The 19,361-nt window shown below is 44.9% G+C and carries 19 protein-coding genes; 8 read left to right on the forward strand and 11 right to left on the reverse strand.

What is annotated here, in order from left to right:
* Nucleotides 1-19: 19 nt before the first annotated feature.
* The 3 genes from recF (at nt 20) to ABUE20_RS05225 (ending at nt 4,345) form a co-directional block, all read left to right on the forward strand.
* Nucleotides 20-1,084 carry a DNA replication/repair protein RecF gene (gene recF / locus ABUE20_RS05215; RefSeq protein ID WP_408618790.1) on the forward strand — a complete coding sequence of 355 codons (1,065 nt, stop codon included), beginning with the start codon at nt 20-22 and terminating at the stop codon, nt 1,082-1,084.
* Between the two features lie 13 nt (nt 1,085-1,097).
* The gene (gyrB, locus tag ABUE20_RS05220; RefSeq protein ID WP_408618791.1) at nt 1,098-3,515 is read left to right on the forward strand and encodes a DNA topoisomerase (ATP-hydrolyzing) subunit B; all 2,418 of its coding nucleotides are present in this window, start codon (nt 1,098-1,100) and stop codon (nt 3,513-3,515) included.
* A gap of 332 nt (nt 3,516-3,847) precedes the next feature.
* Nucleotides 3,848-4,345: an Hsp20 family protein gene (locus ABUE20_RS05225; RefSeq protein ID WP_408618792.1), complete on the forward strand. Its 498-nt coding sequence runs from the start codon at nt 3,848-3,850 to the stop codon at nt 4,343-4,345.
* Between the two features lie 62 nt (nt 4,346-4,407).
* Here the strand turns inward: ABUE20_RS05225 and ABUE20_RS05230 are convergent, their stop codons facing one another.
* From ABUE20_RS05230 to glgC, 11 genes are all read right to left on the reverse strand, one after another.
* Nucleotides 4,408-5,667, reverse strand: coding sequence for a valine--pyruvate transaminase (locus tag ABUE20_RS05230; protein WP_408618793.1), 1,260 nt, complete (start codon nt 5,665-5,667; stop codon nt 4,408-4,410).
* Between the two features lie 58 nt (nt 5,668-5,725).
* Nucleotides 5,726-6,184 carry an early set domain-containing protein gene (locus ABUE20_RS05235; protein WP_408618794.1) on the reverse strand — a complete coding sequence of 153 codons (459 nt, stop codon included), beginning with the start codon at nt 6,182-6,184 and terminating at the stop codon, nt 5,726-5,728.
* Between the two features lie 132 nt (nt 6,185-6,316).
* Entirely contained in the window at nt 6,317-7,285 is a 969-nt protein-coding gene (gene hemB, locus ABUE20_RS05240; RefSeq protein WP_498038922.1) for a porphobilinogen synthase, read from the reverse strand.
* A gap of 62 nt (nt 7,286-7,347) precedes the next feature.
* Nucleotides 7,348-8,124 carry a TatD family hydrolase gene (locus ABUE20_RS05245; protein ID WP_408618796.1) on the reverse strand — a complete coding sequence of 259 codons (777 nt, stop codon included), beginning with the start codon at nt 8,122-8,124 and terminating at the stop codon, nt 7,348-7,350.
* On the reverse strand, nt 8,121-8,894 hold the full coding sequence (tatC, locus tag ABUE20_RS05250; RefSeq protein WP_408618797.1) for a twin-arginine translocase subunit TatC: 774 nt from the start codon (nt 8,892-8,894) through the stop codon (nt 8,121-8,123). Before tatC ends, ABUE20_RS05245 begins: the two co-directional genes overlap by 4 nt.
* On the reverse strand, nt 8,887-9,228 hold the full coding sequence (tatB, locus tag ABUE20_RS05255; protein WP_408618798.1) for a Sec-independent protein translocase protein TatB: 342 nt from the start codon (nt 9,226-9,228) through the stop codon (nt 8,887-8,889). Before tatB ends, tatC begins: the two co-directional genes overlap by 8 nt.
* Nucleotides 9,229-9,242: 14 nt before the next feature.
* The gene (gene tatA, locus ABUE20_RS05260) at nt 9,243-9,488 is read right to left on the reverse strand and encodes a Sec-independent protein translocase subunit TatA (protein ID WP_408618799.1); all 246 of its coding nucleotides are present in this window, start codon (nt 9,486-9,488) and stop codon (nt 9,243-9,245) included.
* Between the two features lie 36 nt (nt 9,489-9,524).
* Nucleotides 9,525-11,150 carry a ubiquinone biosynthesis regulatory protein kinase UbiB gene (gene ubiB, locus ABUE20_RS05265; RefSeq protein ID WP_408618800.1) on the reverse strand — a complete coding sequence of 542 codons (1,626 nt, stop codon included), beginning with the start codon at nt 11,148-11,150 and terminating at the stop codon, nt 9,525-9,527.
* Complete coding sequence (locus ABUE20_RS05270) at nt 11,141-11,749, reverse strand: ubiquinone biosynthesis accessory factor UbiJ (RefSeq protein WP_408618801.1); 609 nt, start codon at nt 11,747-11,749, stop codon at nt 11,141-11,143. Before ABUE20_RS05270 ends, ubiB begins: the two co-directional genes overlap by 10 nt.
* 8 nt (nt 11,750-11,757) lie before the next feature.
* Nucleotides 11,758-12,510, reverse strand: a complete 753-nt coding sequence (gene ubiE, locus ABUE20_RS05275; RefSeq protein ID WP_408618802.1) for a bifunctional demethylmenaquinone methyltransferase/2-methoxy-6-polyprenyl-1,4-benzoquinol methylase UbiE — start codon at nt 12,508-12,510, stop codon at nt 11,758-11,760.
* Between the two features lie 118 nt (nt 12,511-12,628).
* Nucleotides 12,629-13,879 (reverse strand): glucose-1-phosphate adenylyltransferase, encoded by a 1,251-nt coding sequence (gene glgC / locus ABUE20_RS05280; RefSeq protein ID WP_408618803.1) that lies wholly within the window; start codon nt 13,877-13,879, stop codon nt 12,629-12,631.
* A 468-nt stretch (nt 13,880-14,347) separates the two neighbouring features.
* On the opposite strand from glgC, the gene pstS reads away from it, so the two are divergent.
* From pstS to phoU, 5 genes are all read left to right on the forward strand, one after another.
* Nucleotides 14,348-15,385: a phosphate ABC transporter substrate-binding protein PstS gene (gene pstS, locus ABUE20_RS05285; protein ID WP_408618804.1), complete on the forward strand. Its 1,038-nt coding sequence runs from the start codon at nt 14,348-14,350 to the stop codon at nt 15,383-15,385.
* A 71-nt stretch (nt 15,386-15,456) separates the two neighbouring features.
* A complete protein-coding gene (gene pstC / locus ABUE20_RS05290; RefSeq protein WP_408618805.1) occupies nt 15,457-16,416 on the forward strand; it encodes a phosphate ABC transporter permease PstC in 960 nt (319 codons plus the stop codon).
* Entirely contained in the window at nt 16,416-17,303 is an 888-nt protein-coding gene (gene pstA, locus ABUE20_RS05295) for a phosphate ABC transporter permease PstA (protein WP_408618806.1), read from the forward strand. Before pstC ends, pstA begins: the two co-directional genes overlap by 1 nt.
* Before the next feature lie 45 nt (nt 17,304-17,348).
* On the forward strand, nt 17,349-18,125 hold the full coding sequence (pstB, locus tag ABUE20_RS05300) for a phosphate ABC transporter ATP-binding protein PstB (RefSeq protein WP_408618807.1): 777 nt from the start codon (nt 17,349-17,351) through the stop codon (nt 18,123-18,125).
* A gap of 17 nt (nt 18,126-18,142) precedes the next feature.
* Entirely contained in the window at nt 18,143-18,880 is a 738-nt protein-coding gene (gene phoU, locus ABUE20_RS05305; protein ID WP_408618808.1) for a phosphate signaling complex protein PhoU, read from the forward strand.
* Nucleotides 18,881-19,361: the final 481 nt, after the last annotated feature.

Raw genomic sequence — 19,361 nt, forward strand, 5'->3', positions numbered from 1 at the left:
CGGATTGACGTGAGAATAAATGACGATTCAAGTCCTACAGACCACGCAGTTTCGTAATATTAGTTCGGCTAAGATCGACTGTCATCCACAATTGAATGCCATTGTGGGTGATAATGGTAGTGGGAAGACGAGCCTTTTAGAAGCGATCTATTTGCTTGGATTTGGCCGTTCATTTCGAAGTAGTAAAATAAGACGAATCGTTAATCATCAATGTGCCGAATTGATTTTATTTGCACAATCTGACGAACATCGAATCGGGCTGAAAAAGCAAATCGATGGAACGACATTGCTAAGAATCGATGGTGAAACAGTTCGAACTCAGGCAGCACTGTCTAAATTGCTTCCGGTACAACTCATTCACCCCGAAGGTTATGGCGTGATTAATGGCAGTCCAAAGTATCGGCGGGCTTATTTGGACTGGGGAGTGTTTCACGTGGAACCACTCTTTCAAAACATAATGCATCGTTATAAACGCTTGTTGAAACAACGCAACGCACTCTTAAAACGTCGGGCAAGTTTTCGGGAAGTTCATATCTGGGATCGAGAACTTGTTACGATCGCCGAGCAGATTAAAACGATGCGCGAAGAGTACTTCGCTAAGATAGTCCCGACGATAACAGAAATAACTGCAGATTTTTTACCGGAATACCAATTTCGATTTGATTTATATTGCGGATGGAATGAAGAGGAATCCTTGGCTCAGTTTTTAGAAAGCCAGTATCCTCGCGAGTGTCAATTAGGATATACCCTAGCCGGCCCTCATAAAGCAGATATCCGAATTAAGACCGAACAGGGAAACGCGGCGGAATGTGTTTCTCGGGGTCAACTTAAGTTGTTGGTCTGCGCACTATTATTGGCGCAGGGGCAGTATGCTTTTCGTGTTCTACACAAACCAACTATCTATTTAATTGATGATTTCGCAGCAGAGCTTGATCCGAACAAGCGTGCGTTATTAGCCAATTACCTGCAGTCGAATCAGGCTCAGGTATTTATTACGGCGATTGAACAGCAAATGCTGGAAGGTTTCAATTTAACCGATGGCCACTTGTTTCACGTGAAACAAGGGGTTGTCACTCAACAGTAAACGAGAGCGAAACATGGCTGAAAATAATTATGGTTCGTCTAGTATCAAGGTGTTAAAAGGCCTTGATGCCGTGAGAAAGCGTCCCGGAATGTATATCGGTGACACTGATGACGGGACAGGCTTACATCATATGGTCTTTGAAGTAGTCGATAACTCTATTGACGAAGCTTTAGCAGGCTACTGTAAAGATATTGTGGTTACAATCCATGGAGATGGTTCCGTTTCTGTCACCGATGACGGACGAGGCATTCCTGTAGACTTGCATGAAGAAGAAGGCGTTTCTGCCGCTCAGGTCATCATGACGGTTCTTCATGCCGGTGGGAAATTCGATGATAATTCCTATAAAGTATCCGGGGGTCTACACGGTGTTGGGATTTCAGTGGTCAACGCACTGTCTGAAAAACTCAAGCTTGTCGTTCGTCGCCAGGGGCATGTCTATGAACAATACTACAAAATGGGTGAACCGGTTGCTGATCTGAAACCTATTGGCGATACCGATCAAACAGGAACTGCTATTCGATTCTGGCCTAGCTCAGAAACTTTTAGTGACACCGAATTCCGCTATGATATCTTAGCCCGCCGCTTACGCGAACTATCTTTCTTAAACTCTGGTGTTTCGATCATTCTGCGCGATGAACGCGATAACCGTGAAGATCATTTCATGTACGAAGGCGGTATCTGTGCGTTTGTTGAATTCCTGAATCATAATAAAACCCCGGTCCATGATAAACCTTTTCACTTTACCACTGAACGTGAAGATGGCATCACCGTCGAAATTGCGATGCAATGGAACGATGGATTCCAAGAAAGCATCTACTGCTTTACCAACAACATTCCGCAACGCGATGGGGGTACCCATTTAGCAGGATTCCGTTCAGCATTAACTCGGACGTTGAATAGCTACATGGATAAGGAACTCGGGAAGAAAGGCAAAGCCACGAGTGCAGCCGGTGAAGATGCCCGTGAAGGGTTAACCGCTGTCATTTCCGTTAAAGTGCCCGATCCTAAATTTTCTAGCCAGACCAAAGATAAATTAGTCTCTTCAGAAGTTAAAACTGCTGTTGAACAGGCCATGGGGGAAAAATTCAGTGAATTCTTGCTAGAACAACCCAATGACGCCAAGATTATCACCCAAAAAATTGTCGATGCAGCACGTGCACGTGAAGCCGCTCGTCGCGCCCGAGATATGACACGTCGTAAAGGTGCTTTGGATTTAGCCGGCCTCCCCGGGAAATTAGCAGACTGTCAGGAAAAAGATCCGGGGCTCTCCGAACTTTACATTGTGGAAGGGGACTCTGCGGGTGGTAGTGCTAAACAGGCCCGCAACCGGAAAAATCAAGCGATTCTACCTCTGAAGGGTAAAATTCTAAACGTTGAAAAAGCACGTTTTGATAAAATGCTCTCCTCGCAGGAAGTCGCAACCCTGATCACAGCACTAGGCTGTGGCATTGGCCGTGACGAATATAATCCAGATAAAACCCGGTATCACAACGTCATCATTATGACCGATGCGGATGTCGATGGATCACATATTCGGACCCTACTTCTGACCTTCTTCTATCGTCAGATGCCGGAGATCATCGAGCGTGGTTATGTTTATATTGCACAGCCACCACTGTATAAAATGAAAAAAGGCAAACAGGAAACCTATATCAAAGATGATAATGCGTTAACTGAATACCTAACATCATTAGCCTTGGATGACTCCAGCTTGCATGTTGCTGAAGGGGCCCCAGCCATTGCGGGAGCATCGCTCGAATCGATGGTCCGTCAATATCGGAGTATCCAGAAACTACTGGATCGTCTCTCTCGCCGCTATCCTCGCGAAGTGTTGAACCAGATGATCTATCAGCCCAAACTGGCTTATTCAGAATTGGCTGATGCAGAAAAAGTTCAGAGCTGGATGGATAACCTTCTGGAGCAAATTAATGCGCGATTGCCTAAAGGAAACTTCTACCAAGCTACCGTTGAAAAACATCCTGAGCTCAATCTTTATCAACCCAAAGTTTCACATCGAATGCACGGTGTAGATACTGAATATCAGTTTGAGCACGAGTTTTTTGAAAGTCATGAATATGAAAAAATTGTAGAGTTAGGCAATGTTATCGCCAACTTGCTTGAAGATTCTGCATACGTGGCTCGTGGAAGCAAACAACAGCCAGTTTCAAGTTTTGAAGAAGCACTGGCTTGGTTGATGAATGAATCCAAACGGGGTATCTACGTTCAGCGTTATAAAGGTTTGGGAGAAATGAACCCGGAACAACTCTGGGAAACCACAATGGATCCTGATTCACGGCGCATGCTCAAAGTTACCATTGAAGATGCGATTGCATGTGATCGATTGTTTACGACGCTGATGGGCGATCAAGTCGAGCCCCGTCGTGAGTTTATTGAAACAAACGCATTGAATGTCGCCAACCTCGACATTTAGTGTTCGATTCAATCGTTTAAAAGGGCCTGTTCAGGCCCTTTTTTGTGACTTTTAATATACACACTTCTCACATTATTCTGCATTTTTATGCCACTGTTTTTTCCCTATTTTCTTTATTTCACCCTTCCAATCACATCGCGGTTTATCCTGATGCCGTCATGCATTTCATCTTCTATCATCCCCCATCTTTAAAAAATTTAAAAATGACTCTTGAAACTGAAAATCTTATTCCCATATTAAAGATGTAACGCCGAAAAGGGTTACCAATAAAAAAGCGCTGAGCCGTAACCGGTCAGCAACATTCATTAATTGCTCACAAGAGGATTAATATTATGCGTACTCAATTTGATTTCACTCCACTTTATCGTAGCGCTATTGGTTTTGATCGTTTAGCTAATCTAGTCGAAGCAGCCGCTACCGCATCCGCTCAGAATGGCAATGGTTATCCTCCATATAACATTGAACTGGTTGATGAAAACCAGTATCGCATTACCCTGGCAGTCGCTGGATTTGCAGAAGATGAATTGGAAATCACCAGCCATGAAAATGCACTTATCGTTACAGGTCGTAAAGAACAAGCTGGAGATGAAACCAAAGATAGTCGAAAATTCCTATATCAAGGTATCGCAGAACGGGGATTTGAACGCAAATATCAGCTAGCCGATCATGTCAAAGTCACATCGGCAAACTTGGAAAATGGCTTACTTCATATTGATCTAGTTCGGGAAATACCCGAAGCGCTCAAACCGAAAAAAATTACCATTAATTCGGGGAAACCATTTGCAAGTATTCATGCAGATGAACCACAGCGAATTGCTGCTGCGTCATAAAAGATAAGCATCTAATCGTATAGAAATAAGCAAAGGCCCGATTGATATCGGGCTTTTTTGGATTAAAGATTTTTATAAAGTGGATTAATAATTTCAGCCATTTTATCGATGCCGCGCCGAACGATATCGGCATCACCCGCATAATTTAAACGAATACACTGCCGAGTATGCGGCCAGCTAGCCGTATCAATCCCAGGGAAAAAGTACTCTCCAGGGATAATGAAAACGCCCTCTTTTTTTAGTAATTCATAAAGTTCTAAATCACTGATAGGGAGACCATCAAACCACAACCATAAAAACATCGCCCCTTCGGCTCGATGAATCTTAAAACGCGGATCGGGGATTTTAGTTTTAAGTAGCTCAATCGTTGCCAAACTTTTACGTTGATAAAAAGGCCGAATCACCGTCTCACTCAATCGCAAAATATCGCGGGACGCTACCATTTCTCCCGCAATAACAGGCCCAATACTTCCCGGAGCTAGATTAATAATGCCGGATAAATTATTTAATGCTTTAATAATTTCAGGAGCCGCAACCACGATCCCACAGCGAGCCCCAGGCAACCCTAATTTCGATAAGCTCAGACATAAAATCGTATTATCGCTCCAATAGGGCGTTGCATCATTAAACACCATATTGGGAAAAGGCATCCCATACGCATTATCAATTAATAAAGGGATCTGGTGCTGTCTGGCTAATTCATCTAACTGTCTCAACTCCTCATCGGTAATCACATTCCCAGTGGGATTGGTTGGACGGGAAACACAGATCAATCCTATATCATCCGTGATTTTTAGTGCATTGAAATCAATATGATATTTAAACTCACGCTGCTGAGCATCAATGTCAATTAAAGGACGGGTTCCAACAAATTGCTGAGGGGATAACCCACAATCGGCATATCCAATATATTCTGGGGAAAGTGGGAATAGCACTTTTCTAATATCACCGTCAGCCCCAACGCCAGCATATAGATTAAACAAATAGAAAAAGGCCGACTGAGATCCATTGGTCAATGCGACATTTTCTTTAGTCAATGACCAGCCATATTGCTCACTCAATAAATCTGCTATCTGAGACAGAAATTGAGTCTGACCTCCAGGGCCATCATAATGGCATAGTGACTCATTGAGTTTTCCTGAATTGACCAATGTTTCAAGATGAGATTGAAAATACTCAATAACTTCCGGGATCAATCCTGGGTTTCCGCCGCCCAACATAATTGAGTCAGGTCGCTGCATCCCTAACTCTAGATCATCCATTAACTGTGCAATACCAGAATGACTGGTAAATTTTTCTCCAAACTGCGATAACCATGCCATATGTTTTCTTAAACCTTCAATTTATACGTGTTTCACGTGAAACCATGAAACCGATATTCTATTTAGCACTCGAAGCCCGTCGGATATAAACCTGTGGATTTTGACCACTCACATCCAAATAAAACTGATAGATCCCATCCTGATCAGGCGTAAACGAAAAGCTATTAAATTCAGCACAATTATCGGCAACCCGTGGCTGATTCAACTGCACCGGAGAACTGTCTGAAAGATACCCGAAATCCGTACCACACTGCCAATCCTTATCCCCTACTTTCCATTCATAGGGATGGCCATCCGCCACCAACTGCGCTTGCGTCATCCAGACACCTGGTTTTCCAGGAACTTGCTTCATCTGATACTGTGGCTCAGCATCCCACCAAGTAAAGACGCCCCGTAAATAGATTGGCTTATCAATTTGAGTACTTACCGGTCGATGGGGCTCCTCACTGGTTATCGAACATCCAGCCAAAAACGAAAGCATCATCGCTGACATAGCAAAATTACGAAGACTACGCATGCCACTTCTCCTTATTGATATTTAAGTTATTAGTGGTGCTGTCAAACCAGACACACATCCATATAACTACCCTACCATAGATGAAAAAAAAGTCGGTTTTCAAACCGACTTTTTCACGATATACATCAAAATTTATTCAGCCAGCCACTGTGCAACCCGTTTCGCGAAATAGGTTAGGATGCCATCGGCTCCGGCCCGTTTAAAACAAAGCAATGATTCCATAACCACCGCCCGTTCATCCAACCAACCATTTTGAATGGCTGCCATCTGCATCGAATATTCACCGCTCACTTGATAAGCAAATGTTGGAACCTGAAAAGTATCTTTTACCTGACGTAATACATCAAGATAGGGTAACCCAGGCTTAACCATCACCGAGTCAGCGCCTTCTTGAATATCTAAAGCAATTTCGTGAAGTGCTTCTTGTGAATTAGCCGGATCCATCTGATAGGTAAATTTATTACCCCCTTTTATGTTGCCACTAGATCCAATCGCATCCCGGAATGGCCCATAAAAACATGAGGCATACTTCGCTGAATAAGCCATAATTTGGGCATTCACAAATCCAGCTTCTTCAAATGCTTCCCGCATTGCAAGCACACGACCATCCATCATATCACTAGGTGAAATAACATCGGCCCCAGCTTCAAGATGCGAAAGCGCCTGACGAACTAAAATATCTTTAGATATATCATTAATGACATAACCATTCTCATCAATGACGCCATCCTGACCATGTGTTGTATACGGATCCAGTGCTACATCCGTCATGACCCCAATGTTTGAACACTCGGCTTTAATGGCCCGAATGGCCCGTTGGATCAAACCATCTGGATTATAAGCTTCCTCAGCCAACAATGACTTTTTATCGGCTTCTATGTAAGGAAACAGATCGATCAAAGGGATCCCAAGCGCTTCAAGATCTTTCACTTCTTTCACAAGCTCATCGATACTATAACGAAATATACCAGGCATAGAGGCGACTTCTTCAACCCGCCCAGTACCTTCAAGCACGAACATCGGATAGATCAGATCATTCACACTTAATTGATTTTCGGCAACTAACCGTCGTGAAAAATCATGAGCTCGATTACGTCGCATCCGACGTAACGGAAATTGGCTAAATTCGTTCACGGAAAACTCCCATTATTGAATAAAGCAGGCTAAGCGAAAAAAACCCGCTGGAAATTCTGACTAATTTGCTGTTCTAACTGTGCCATAGGAAGGCCTTTTAAATCAGCCACCGTCTGGTAAATGTGAGGTAAATAACAAGGCTCATTGCGTCGATTACCCGGTTTATTCGGTAAATCTCGCGGTAATAAATACGGGGCATCTGTTTCTAAAAATAAACGATCAGTCGGAATATCGGCCACCAAGGAGCGCTGCATCTGCCCCCGTCGTTCATCACAAATCCACCCGGTCAACCCAATATAAAGCCCAGCCTCAAGGTAGCGAATTAACGCCTGTTTATCACCGGTAAAACAGTGTAATACCGCAGATTTTAAGCGAGGTAGCCATCGACTAAGGATCAACATAAAGTCTTCATGAGCATCCCGTTCATGCAGTAATACAGGCAATCCTAATTCAGCCGCCAGTTCAAGCTGGCGCTCAAAGACCCGCTTTTGAATCGCGACCGGGGAATAATTGCGATTATAATCCAAACCACATTCACCAATAGCGACCACCTGTGATAGTTGAGAGAGCTCGGCCACCATCGCTAAATCTTGATCTTGCCACTCACCCGCCTGATGCGGATGACAGCCCGCCGTTGCAACACAACCTTGATATTTCTCAGCTAACTGAGCAACAACGCGAGCTTCACTTGCATCACTGGCTAACAACAAAAACTGTTTGACGCCAGCCTGATAAGCCCGCGACATCACCTGATCACGATCTGTTGCAAATTGCCCACTGGAGAGATTTAACGCAATATCAATCATACATCGTGTGTTTCTGCATCCACTTCTTCAGGCTCCGTAGAGCGTGTATAAAAGCGGGCGAAAAACAATCCTATTTCAAATAACAACCACATTGGAATGGCTAATAATGTTTGAGAAAAAATATCCGGAGGCGTCAGCAACATCCCAATGATGAAGACAATCACAATGACATAAGGACGCTTTTTCGCCAAAGAATGCCGATCCGTCACCCCAGCCCAACATAGTAAAACCGTTGCAATCGGAATTTCAAACGCGGCCCCAAACGCAAAAAATAGCTTCAAGACAAAATCCAGATAACTCGAAATATCAGTGGCAATCGTCACCCCTTTGGGAGCCACGGCGGTAAAAAAATGAAAAGCGATCGGGAATACGACAAAATAGGCAAATGCAATCCCGGCATAAAAGAGTAACCCACTTGAAATCACGAGTGGCAAAATCAAGCGCTTTTCATTCTGATACAAACCTGGGGCAATAAACCCCCAAATCTGACTCAGTACATAAGGCATGGCAACAAAAACCGAACACACGATCGTTAACTTGATCGGCGTAAAAAACGGAGATGCTACATCGGTGGCAATCATTGAAGCATTCGGTGGTAAAACAGATAACAACGGCTGAGCCACCAAGGCATAAATATAATCTGAAAAATAAACCAGCGCCGCAAAGACAATAAGGATCGACAGCACACTAAAAAGAATCCGACGACGAAGCTCCAAAAGATGACTAACCAGTGATCCACTCTGGTTCTGTTCCGAATCCTGCTCACTCATCTGACTTTTCCGAATCCGACTTAGGCTCTACAGAAGATGGGCGTTTACTTGCGCCATCCGTTGATCGTGTTGAAGGCGAGTCATCCGTATGCAGAGAGCCTCCTATTTGTTCCCGAATCGTACGTCCACTGGCACGAGCCTGATCGACTTCCCGACGCAACTCTTTGATCTGAATTTCCCTTTCCAAATCATCCTTGACTTGATTGGCAATACCCCGAATCGTGTAGATCCATCGCATCACGGTACGAATCGCTTTGGGCAAACGTTCAGGTCCTAAAACAACTAACCCGATCACCGCGCATAAAACAATTTCCCAAAAACCGATATCAAACATATCAGCAACTTATATCAACGAGATACATTTGAATCGCTGGATTGCTTCTCAGAATTCGACTCTTCACTCTTTTGAGAGGATTGAATTTTAGCCTGAGCAGACGCTTCTTCGCTTTTCTCTTTCTCATCACTCATTGCGTCTTTGAAACCTTTCACAGCATGGCCTAAATCACCCCCCATCCCCCGAAGTTTTTTAGTTCCGAAGAGCATGACGACAATAACCGCAATAATCAATAACTGCCAAATACTAATTCCACCCATAATGAATCTCCAATCAAAACCTAGACAGGTTATAAATTAACGTAACCGACGCCATCCACAAAATGCCAGAATCAAAGCCACACCTACGACAAATCCAGCTATACGAAGCGAATTAGGATAAATCACCGCAGCACTGATCAAACAAGCACCAGAACATATACCATAAAATAGGCTAGCCTGACGAGCCCGTTGTGTTGCGATATAACGTTTTGAAAGTTCTCCAAAATTTTGTTGGTGCCGTCGGAATAGCTGCAAATTCTCAAAAATGAGTTCCGGAATTTCCGGAAGCTTTTCCGCCCAATAAGGTGCTTTCACCTTAATGGCATCCAACAATGCATTTGGCCCGACTTGATGACGCATCCACCGCTCCAGAAAAGGCTTCGCGGTCGCCCACAAGTCCAATTGAGGATACAACTGCCGCCCCAATCCTTCAATATACAACAACGTTTTTTGCAGCAGTACCAACTGGGGTTGCACCTGCATATGATAACGCCGTGCGGTATTGAATAAATTCAAGAGTACATGACCGAAGGAGATCTCCGCCAGTGGTTTCTCAAAAATCGGCTCACACACCGTACGAATAGCCGCTTCAAACTCCTCGACCTTGGTATCGGCGGGGACCCATCCGGAATTCACATGCAACTGGGCCACCATTCGGTAGTCCCGATTAAAAAAGGCCAGAAAATTCTCAGCCAGATAGCGTTGATCTTCCCGATTCAACGTTCCGACAATGCCACAGTCAATTCCAATATATTTCGGGCTTTCCGGATGTTCCCGAGAGACAAAAACATTCCCCGGGTGCATATCGGCATGGAAAAAACTATCCCGAAACACCTGTGTGAAAAAGACCTCGACGCCTCGCTCAGCTAGTAGCTTCATATCTGTTCCCTGCGCTTTTAACTGCGCGACATCAGAAACAGGAATGCCATAAATACGCTCCATCACCAGCACATTGGTATGGCAAAGCTCACTATAGACTTCGGGAATGTAAAGTAATTTCGAACCTTCAAAATTACGCCGTAACTGAATCGCATTGGCCGCTTCACGAATCAAATCCAACTCACCGAGCAAAGTTCGGCGATACTCCTCGATCACCTCAACCGGACGAAGTCGACGTGCATCGGGGATCCACATCAATAACTTAGCAAACCGCCGCATCAACCGGATGTCCGAATCGATCACATGTGCAATGCCCGGGCGGATCACCTTCACTACGACTTCCCGGTCATTGCTTTTAAGGCGAGCACAATGCACCTGCGCGATCGATGCCGAAGCCAGTGGCTCAATATCAAACTCACTAAAAATGGCATCCAACGGTTTCCGGAGCGATTTTTCAATCCGCTTTTTGGCTTCTTCCCCGGCAAACGGGGTGACCTGATCCTGGAGCAATGCCAAAGCATCAGCAATATCCGCAGGCAACAAATCCCGACGCGTTGAAAGCATCTGTCCTAATTTGATAAATACCGGCCCCAACGATTCCAAAGCTAAACGCAGTCTTTCTCCCAACGGCAAATTCTTATGCCGGTTCGGCCAGAAAAATAAACTATGCCGCCACAGCCGCATCGGCCAGGGCCAAAAACGACGGGGAATCGCATCATCAACCCCATATTTACACAGGGTTCGGATAATCACCCAAAATCGGAACAGTTCTCTTAATCCCATGGGTTCAGCAGCCTATTTATCCGTAGTTCTAAATCTGATAACGATTGTTCAAGCTGGTTTACATGGTCTGACCAGACCCGGAATTCGCTCGTTCCCACATTCATCCGCCACTCTTCCACCATCACCTCTCCCGCACGTTGTGAGAATGATTGTAAGTGTTTACTTATACTAGAAGTCATTGCATGGATGGTTCGAAATAATAAATTTGCCGGAGCGTCACCAATTACTTGCGCAAGTTTTTCTTCAGGTTCAGGACGTACTGACTGAAATAATTCGGCAAATTGCTGAATGAGCCGAATATCGCCTGTAAGTTCCATTTCCTGAGATTTAATCAATTCCGGAAACCGATTGGGATCCTGTAACTTAAAAAGGCTAGCTATCCCCAACGATAATTGGCTATCCACATGCCCTTCATACTGTGTCAGTACATCTAATTGAGCATCGGCCACACTAAAGTAAACCGTCGGCAACGGCTTAATTTCAACAGCAATCACTTTTCCAACTAAGGGCTGCTGACGCTTGACACTCGCCTTATCCAGTTGAAGATAGTGATTACTGACTAATTCTATTCCTGCGGAGATCAAAGAGGAAAAAGGCATTTGGCCCCCTAAAATTTATAGCCTCGGTGCAATGCCACAATACCCGCGGTCAAATTAAAATATTCAACCCCTTCAAAACCAGCATCATTCATCATCCCTTTCAAAGTTTCCTGATCAGGGTGCATCCGAATGGATTCAGCCAAATAGCGATAACTTTCAGAGTCATTAGCCACCATTTTTCCCATCAGCGGTAAAACCCGGAATGAGTACTGATCATAGACGCGGCTTAAGAGCTGATATTTTGGTTTTGAAAATTCCAAAACCAGCAATCGACCTCCGGGTTTGAGTACCCGAAACATCGAACGTAACGCCTTGTCTTTATCCGTAACGTTACGTAAACCGAAACTGATAGTAATTAGATCAAAATGATTATCGGGAAAAGGGAGTGCTTCTGCGTTCGCTTGTACGAATTGAACATTATCGGTAATGCCGGTGTCTCGTAGTTTAGCCCGACCCACTTTCAACATGGAGTCATTAATATCGGCAAGGACAACCTCTCCGGTCGGGCCAGTCAACCGGGAAAATTTAGCGGCCAGATCCCCGGTTCCACCGGCTAAATCCAAAACTTTCTGTCCAGGGCGGATACCGCTGCAATCAATCGTAAACCGTTTCCACAAACGATGGATCCCGCAGGACATCAGATCATTCATCAAATCATATTTTTTAGCGACGGAATGGAAGACGTTAGCAACGAGGCGCGCTTTTTCGGATTTATCAACCTGAGTAAAACCAAAATCAATGGTGTCCTTCTGTTTGTTCATGCAAACCTGTCCTGAAGAAAAAATAGGCCTCTAGTTTACTTGATGAGCACACCATATCCAATGGCTTTCAAAAACAGGGCTTAACGAGCCCCTCGATGATCCTTTCCGAACAAGAGCCTCACAACATTTCACTCGTCACTAGCACAATCCCATGATCAGAAACCGTAAATCGCTGCTGATCCAATTTAGGGTCGACCCCGATCGACATTCCATCCGGAATATGGCAGTTCTCAGCAATAATCGCCTTATGAACCTGACAGTGTTTCCCAACGCTAGAACCCGGTAATAAAACCGAATCATACACTTCGCTGCGCTCTTCAATCCGCACATCAAAAGACAGTAAAGAATGATTTACCTTCGCTCCGGAAACAATCACGCCGGCCGAAAGCATCGAATCAATAGCATATCCCCGTCGATCATCTTCATCGAAAACAAACTTCGCTCCCGGCCGCTGCTTCTGATCGGTAATAATCGGCCAGTGTTTATCATATAAATTCAGTTCCGGTTCCGGAGCCAGCAGGTCCATACTCGCTTCATAATACGCATCCAGATCACCAACATCGCGCCAATATCCGTTATTCCCCGGATGACCTTTACTCCCGAAAACATAACCAAACACACGCCGTTTTTCTAAAAGATAAGGAATAATATTATGGCCAAAATCATGGGCATAGCCGGGATGCAGCAACGCCTGACGCAGTTCAATATCTAACACATCTGTATTGAAAATATAAATCCCCATAGACACAAGTGCCTGCCCCGGGCTATTGGGGTCACATTTAGGATGAGCTGGTTTTTCATCAAAGCTCATCACTCGCCCTTGTTTATCAATTCCCATCACCCCAAACGAACTTGCTTTTTCAATGGGCGTCCGAATACAAGCGACCGTGACTTCTGCATCATTTTCCGCATGAAAGTTAACCATTCGGGAATAATCCATTTTATAAACATGATCTCCCCCTAAAATGAGAACCCGTTCAAAACGCCCTCTATCGATGATATCCAAATTCTGATAGATAGCGTCCGCTGTACCTCGATACCATTCTTCACCTGTGCGTTGCTGCGCAGGAATAATGCTGACCTGTTCATCCAGCGCTGAATTAAAGAACTGCCACCCTGACTGCAGATGCATAATCAAATCATGCGCCATATACTGAGTCAGAACACCGATACGACGGATTCCAGAGTTAACACAATTCGATAAGGTAAAATCAATAATTCGATACTTTCCTCCAAAAGAAATAGCAGGCTTAGCAACCCGATTGGTTAATTCTCGTAGACGTGTGCCTTTCCCACCAGCGAGAATCATCGCGGTGGTCCCACGGATTAACTGGTTACTGGATACATGTGAATAGCGATTTTCTGACATAAAAACTCCCACCAGGACACAAATGACTAACAAGCCAATATGATTGGCTAAAATAAACCGCCAAATCTCTGAGAGATCTGACGATGATGTGAGATGGGTGGTCGGTACAACCCGGGACGACATCACAATGACCACTTAACCGCGAAATAACCCAAGCCTCATATAAATAGCTTAGTCAATAACTCTATGATTGCTTGGAATTTCTACGATAATCATAAAAAAGAAATATCCGAGGTTTCACGCTTATTTGGGTCTCAAGACTCAAAAAATGAGGCCATATAATCCTTTGATAATTATAGAAATGGCTTTTTTTTGAACTATTTTTTACAGATTTATGAAGGCTGTCATAAAAATGTCATGAAAGCGAAATATTCTTGTCACTGTAATCTTCTACCTTGCAAGACGCTTATTTCAACGATACGAATCAGACAATGATGTCGATTCTGTTTAATCCCATTAGGAGGGATCATGAAACTGATGCGTACTACCGTCGCAGGAATTATGGCTGCAACGCTGTCTTTGACAACCCTTTCAGCGTTCGCCGCACCCACCATGACTGGTGCAGGTTCAAGCTTTGCTGGCCCTATCTACTCTAAATGGGCAGACTCATATCACAAAAAAACTGATGCACAGCTGAACTACCAAAGCATTGGTTCATCTGGCGGTATCAAACAAATCATTGCAAAAACCGTTGATTTCGGTGCATCTGACAAACCATTGACAGATGACCGTTTAGCCAAAGAAGGCTTAGTTCAGTTCCCGACTGTCGTAGGCGGGATTGTATTGGCAATCAACGTTCCTGGAATTAAACCCGGCGAATTAGTTCTAGACGGCTCGACACTGGCAAATATCTATTTAGGCAAAATCACTAAATGGAACGACGCGGCCATTAAAAAACTAAACCCAAATGTTAAATTACCAAGTCGTAAGATTGCGGTTGTTCGTCGTGCTGATGGTTCAGGTACTTCTTATGTTTTCACCGGTTATCTGTCTAAAATGAGCTCCGAGTGGAAATCAAAAGTGGGTCAGGGCGCAACAGTTAGCTGGCCGACTGGTCTAGGCGGTAAAGGGAATGATGGTGTCGCTGCATTCGTTCAGCGTATCTCTGGTTCCATCGGTTACGTCGAATATGCCTATGCGAAACAAAACCATTTAACATTTACCAAAATGGTCAACCACGATGGTAAAATCGTCATGCCTTCTGGTGACAACTTCAGTGCGGCCGCTGCAGGGGCTGATTGGAACCGGACTTTTGCTCAAGATTTAACTGACAAACCCGGAGCAACAGCCTGGCCAATTACTTCAGGTACATTTATCCTGATGCATAAAGTTCAAGCGGACTCCAAACAGGGTAAAGACGTTCTGAAATTCTTCGACTGGGGTTTTGCTCACCCACAAGAAGCCTCTGAACTGGATTATGCACCACTGCCTGAATCCGTTATTTCTATCATTCATCAAGAATGGAAAACAGAATTCAAAGATGGCAACGGCAGCGCAATCTATTAATTGATGTAAGACATGCCTATTCCCTCTCCGTCTCGGGGAGGGATTTGTTTATTTAAGGGATAAGAGAGTCTATGGCAGATATCAAGCCAGTAATCAAAGCCCCATCCAAGTATAGCGACTATGCTTTTGCTGCTTTGGTGCGGTTAGCAGCGATTATTACGCTCCTACTTCTGGGCGGCATCATCGTGTCGTTAATGTTCGCATCTTGGCCAACCATCCAAAAGTTTGGCTTGTCTTTTTTATGGACCAATGAATGGAACCCACCCGCTGAAAAATTCGGGGCACTGGTACCGATTTACGGGACCGTCGTGACCTCTCTTATCGCTTTAATTATTGCTGTACCCGTTAGCTTCGGGATTGCACTGTTCCTAACCGAACTCTCTCCCAATTGGCTCAAACGCCCGCTTGGGATTGCGATTGAATTACTGGCAGCGATTCCCAGTATTGTATTCGGGATGTGGGGACTCTTTATTTTTGCACCGATATTTGCCGACTATTTTCAAACCCCTCTGGGCGATCTACTCTCTGGGGTTCCGATTATCGGTAATCTGTTTTCCGGACCTGCATTTGGGATCGGGATCCTCCCCGCCGGGGTAATTCTGGCCATTATGGTGATTCCATATATTTCGTCCGTAATGCGGGATGTGTTTGAAAGAACCCCGCCGATGATGAAAGAGTCTGCTTATGGTCTCGGCTGTACGACTTGGGAAGTCATCTGGCATATCGTATTGCCCTTTACTAAAAACGGGGTCATTGGTGGGATCATGCTGGGATTGGGACGCGCACTCGGAGAAACCATGGCGGTGACGTTCATCATTGGTAATACCTACCATATGAACAGCTTCTCACTCTATCAACCTGGCAACAGTATTACCTCGGCACTGGCGAATGAATTTGCCGAAGCCGCACCGGGATTACACACTTCCGCACTGATGGAATTAGGATTAATCCTGTTTGTGATTACCTTCATTGTCCTGGCTTTATCGAAACTGATGATTTTAAGATTATCTCGAAATGAGGGGCGTAAATAATGGCCCGACTCACCGCAGAACAAAAACAAAATCTAGCCCGTTCCCGCAAACGAATGCAGGCTAAACGCCGGCAAATCAACCGGGTGGCACTATTTATGTCAATGGCCACAATGGTCTTTGGACTATTTTGGTTAGCTTGGATCTTATACTCAACCCTTGTTAAAGGGATTGATGGCATGAGTCTGCAACTATTTACCGAATCCACACCGCCCCCTAACTCTGAAGGTGGCGGTTTAGCCAATGCGATTGTCGGAAGTGGCCTGCTGGTCTTCTGGTCCACGATCATTGGGACGCCTCTGGGGATTCTGGCAGGCGTTTATCTGGCAGAATATGGCCAGCGTTCCTGGTTGGCAGAAGTGATTCGTTTTATCAATGATATTCTGCTGTCAGCCCCCTCGATTGTCATCGGACTGTTTATCTACTCGATAGTGGTGATGAACACCGGACATTTTTCAGGGTGGGCCGGCGTAATATCACTGGCGTTATTACAGATCCCAATTGTGATTCGAACCACCGAGAACATGCTGAAACTGGTTCCGGGGAATCTGCGGGAAGCTGCTTATGCTCTGGGAACCCCGAAGTGGAAAATCATTTGGGCGATTACCTTAAAATCATCGGTTTCCGGAATTTTAACCGGGGTTCTGTTGGCCATTGCTCGTATTGCAGGGGAAACAGCTCCTTTGCTGTTCACCGCGTTATCCAATCAGTTTTACAGCACCGATCTATCCAACCCGATAGCGAGTTTACCCGTTATCATCTTTAATTTTGCCATGAGTCCATTCTCAACGTGGCAACAATTAGCGTGGGCCGGTGTCCTATTGATTACACTATTTGTATTAATGCTCAACATTTTGGCGCGCATTGTTTTTTCCAAAGAGAAGCACTAATTAACCGAATCCTCGGTTTTAAAGGATATAAAGAGAGACGTTTGAATGAGTACTGAAAACCAAAGCCTCAACACCAAAATTCAAGTGCGCGATCTGAATTTCTATTATGGCAAATTCCATGCGTTGAAAAATATTTCACTGGATATCGCCAGTCATAAGGTCACCGCATTTATCGGCCCGTCAGGATGTGGCAAATCAACTTTATTACGCACCTTCAACAAAATGTACGCACTCTATCCAGAGCAACGTGCCGAAGGTGAAATCTTACTGGACGGCAATAATGTGCTGGCCGACAAACAAGATGTCGCGCTGCTTCGTGCCCAAGTCGGCATGGTCTTCCAGAAGCCGACTCCGTTCCCAATGTCCATTTACGACAATATTGCATTTGGCGTCCGATTGTTTGAAAAGCTCTCTCGTCCGGAAATGGATGAGCGCGTTCAGTGGGCACTGGAAAAAGCAGCCCTATGGAGTGAAACCAAAGATAAACTCAATCATAGCGGCAACAGTCTGTCCGGGGGACAACAGCAACGATTATGTATTGCTCGTGGCATCGCCATTCGTCCTGAAGTTCTGCTTCTTGACGAACCCTGCTCGGCGCTCGATCCGATTTCAACCGGACGCATCGAAGAGCTGATCAGTGAGCTAAAATCAGAGTATACGGTGGTCATCGTCACGCATAATATGCAACAAGCGGCCCGTTGTTCCGACTACACTGCATTTATGTACCTTGGAGAACTCATTGAGTTCGATGATACCAACACGCTGTTTACAACCCCGACTCAAAAACGGACTGAAGATTACATTACGGGCCGGTATGGCTAAGACGAGGAACTTCAATCATGGATAACTTGAATATTAACAAGCATATATCTGCCCAATATAATGCCGAACTCGAGTCTCTGCGCAATCAGGTACTCACGATGGGTGGGCTGGTTGAACAGCAGCTCATTGATGCCGTCAAAGCAATGAATAAAGGGGACGATGTACTGGCGCAACAAGTCATCGATAACGACGTGAAAGTCAATCAGATGGAAGTCGCCATTGATGAAGCCTGTACTCGTATCATTGCCAAACGTCAGCCAACAGCCAGCGACTTACGTTTAATTATATCTATTATTCGTACCGTTTCAGAATTGGAACGCATTGGTGATGAAGCCGATAAAATCTGTCGGACGGCACTGGAAAAATTCGCCAATCAGCACCAATCGCTGCTGGTGAACTTGGAATCACTCGGCCAACATGCAATTCAGATGTTGCATGATGTCTTAGACGTATTAGCCCGCCTCGATATCGAAGAAGGGATCCGGGTCTACCGGGAAGATGATAAAGTGGATCGGGAATATGAAGGGATTGTACGCCAACTGATGACTTATATGATGGAAGATCCCCGCACTATTCCCAGCGTGATGACAGCAATGTTCTGTGCCCGAGCGATTGAACGTATCGGCGATCGGTGTCAGAACATCTGTGAATTTGTCTTCTATCTGGTGAAAGGAAAAGACTTCCGCCACGTTCACGATGAGTCACTGGAAAAAATGCTGGATGAGGGCAAGACCCCATCCGCAGACGATCATTAAGTGCTGGACCAAGCGTTCGGCCATCCTTTCAAAATACGCCTTTAAGACTGATCTCCCCGATGTGTTTCGTCTCCCTTTTTGAAGGGGAGACGGGTGGGATTTTCAGGCAACCGATACATCAATTCAAGTTTCATACCCCCTCTAGCTCCCCCTTAAAAAGGGGGAGAACTAATTGGAGTGACATTCCCCTTGGCTATCGAACCCCTCCCCTTTTTAAGGGGAGGCTGGGTGGGGTTTTCTGGCAACCGATACATCAGTTCAAGTTTAATACCCCCTCTAGCTCCCCCTTAAAAAGGGGGAGAACTGATTGGAGTGACTTTCCCTTTGGCTATCGAACCCCTCCCCTTTTTAAGGGGAGGCTGGGTGGGGTTTTCAGGCAACCGATGCATCAGTTCAAGTTTCATACCCCTGTACAAACGGGACATCCTTTACATTTTAAACCGGGGACATGGTTTACATGTCCCTTGTTATTTTAGACGAA

The sequence above is a fragment of the Celerinatantimonas marina genome (assembly GCF_046054165.1).
Lineage (GTDB): Bacteria > Pseudomonadota > Gammaproteobacteria > Enterobacterales > Celerinatantimonadaceae > Celerinatantimonas.

Bases quoted from the DNA above. Each gene is read 5' to 3' on its own strand.
- recF (WP_408618790.1), top strand. From the start codon at position 20: ATGACGATTCAAGTCCTACAGACCACGCAGTTTCGTAATATTAGTTCG.
- gyrB (WP_408618791.1), top strand. From the start codon at position 1,098: ATGGCTGAAAATAATTATGGTTCGTCTAGTATCAAGGTGTTAAAAGGC.
- ABUE20_RS05225 (WP_408618792.1), top strand. From the start codon at position 3,848: ATGCGTACTCAATTTGATTTCACTCCACTTTATCGTAGCGCTATTGGT.
- ABUE20_RS05230 (WP_408618793.1), bottom strand. From the start codon at position 5,667: ATGGCATGGTTATCGCAGTTTGGAGAAAAATTTACCAGTCATTCTGGT.
- ABUE20_RS05235 (WP_408618794.1), bottom strand. From the start codon at position 6,184: ATGCGTAGTCTTCGTAATTTTGCTATGTCAGCGATGATGCTTTCGTTT.
- hemB (WP_498038922.1), bottom strand. From the start codon at position 7,285: ATGCGACGTAATCGAGCTCATGATTTTTCACGACGGTTAGTTGCCGAA.
- ABUE20_RS05245 (WP_408618796.1), bottom strand. From the start codon at position 8,124: ATGATTGATATTGCGTTAAATCTCTCCAGTGGGCAATTTGCAACAGAT.
- tatC (WP_408618797.1), bottom strand. From the start codon at position 8,894: ATGAGTGAGCAGGATTCGGAACAGAACCAGAGTGGATCACTGGTTAGT.
- tatB (WP_408618798.1), bottom strand. From the start codon at position 9,228: ATGTTTGATATCGGTTTTTGGGAAATTGTTTTATGCGCGGTGATCGGG.
- tatA (WP_408618799.1), bottom strand. From the start codon at position 9,488: ATGGGTGGAATTAGTATTTGGCAGTTATTGATTATTGCGGTTATTGTC.
- ubiB (WP_408618800.1), bottom strand. From the start codon at position 11,150: ATGGGATTAAGAGAACTGTTCCGATTTTGGGTGATTATCCGAACCCTG.
- ABUE20_RS05270 (WP_408618801.1), bottom strand. From the start codon at position 11,749: ATGCCTTTTTCCTCTTTGATCTCCGCAGGAATAGAATTAGTCAGTAAT.
- ubiE (WP_408618802.1), bottom strand. From the start codon at position 12,510: ATGAACAAACAGAAGGACACCATTGATTTTGGTTTTACTCAGGTTGAT.
- glgC (WP_408618803.1), bottom strand. From the start codon at position 13,879: ATGTCAGAAAATCGCTATTCACATGTATCCAGTAACCAGTTAATCCGT.
- pstS (WP_408618804.1), top strand. From the start codon at position 14,348: ATGAAACTGATGCGTACTACCGTCGCAGGAATTATGGCTGCAACGCTG.
- pstC (WP_408618805.1), top strand. From the start codon at position 15,457: ATGGCAGATATCAAGCCAGTAATCAAAGCCCCATCCAAGTATAGCGAC.
- pstA (WP_408618806.1), top strand. From the start codon at position 16,416: ATGGCCCGACTCACCGCAGAACAAAAACAAAATCTAGCCCGTTCCCGC.
- pstB (WP_408618807.1), top strand. From the start codon at position 17,349: ATGAGTACTGAAAACCAAAGCCTCAACACCAAAATTCAAGTGCGCGAT.
- phoU (WP_408618808.1), top strand. From the start codon at position 18,143: ATGGATAACTTGAATATTAACAAGCATATATCTGCCCAATATAATGCC.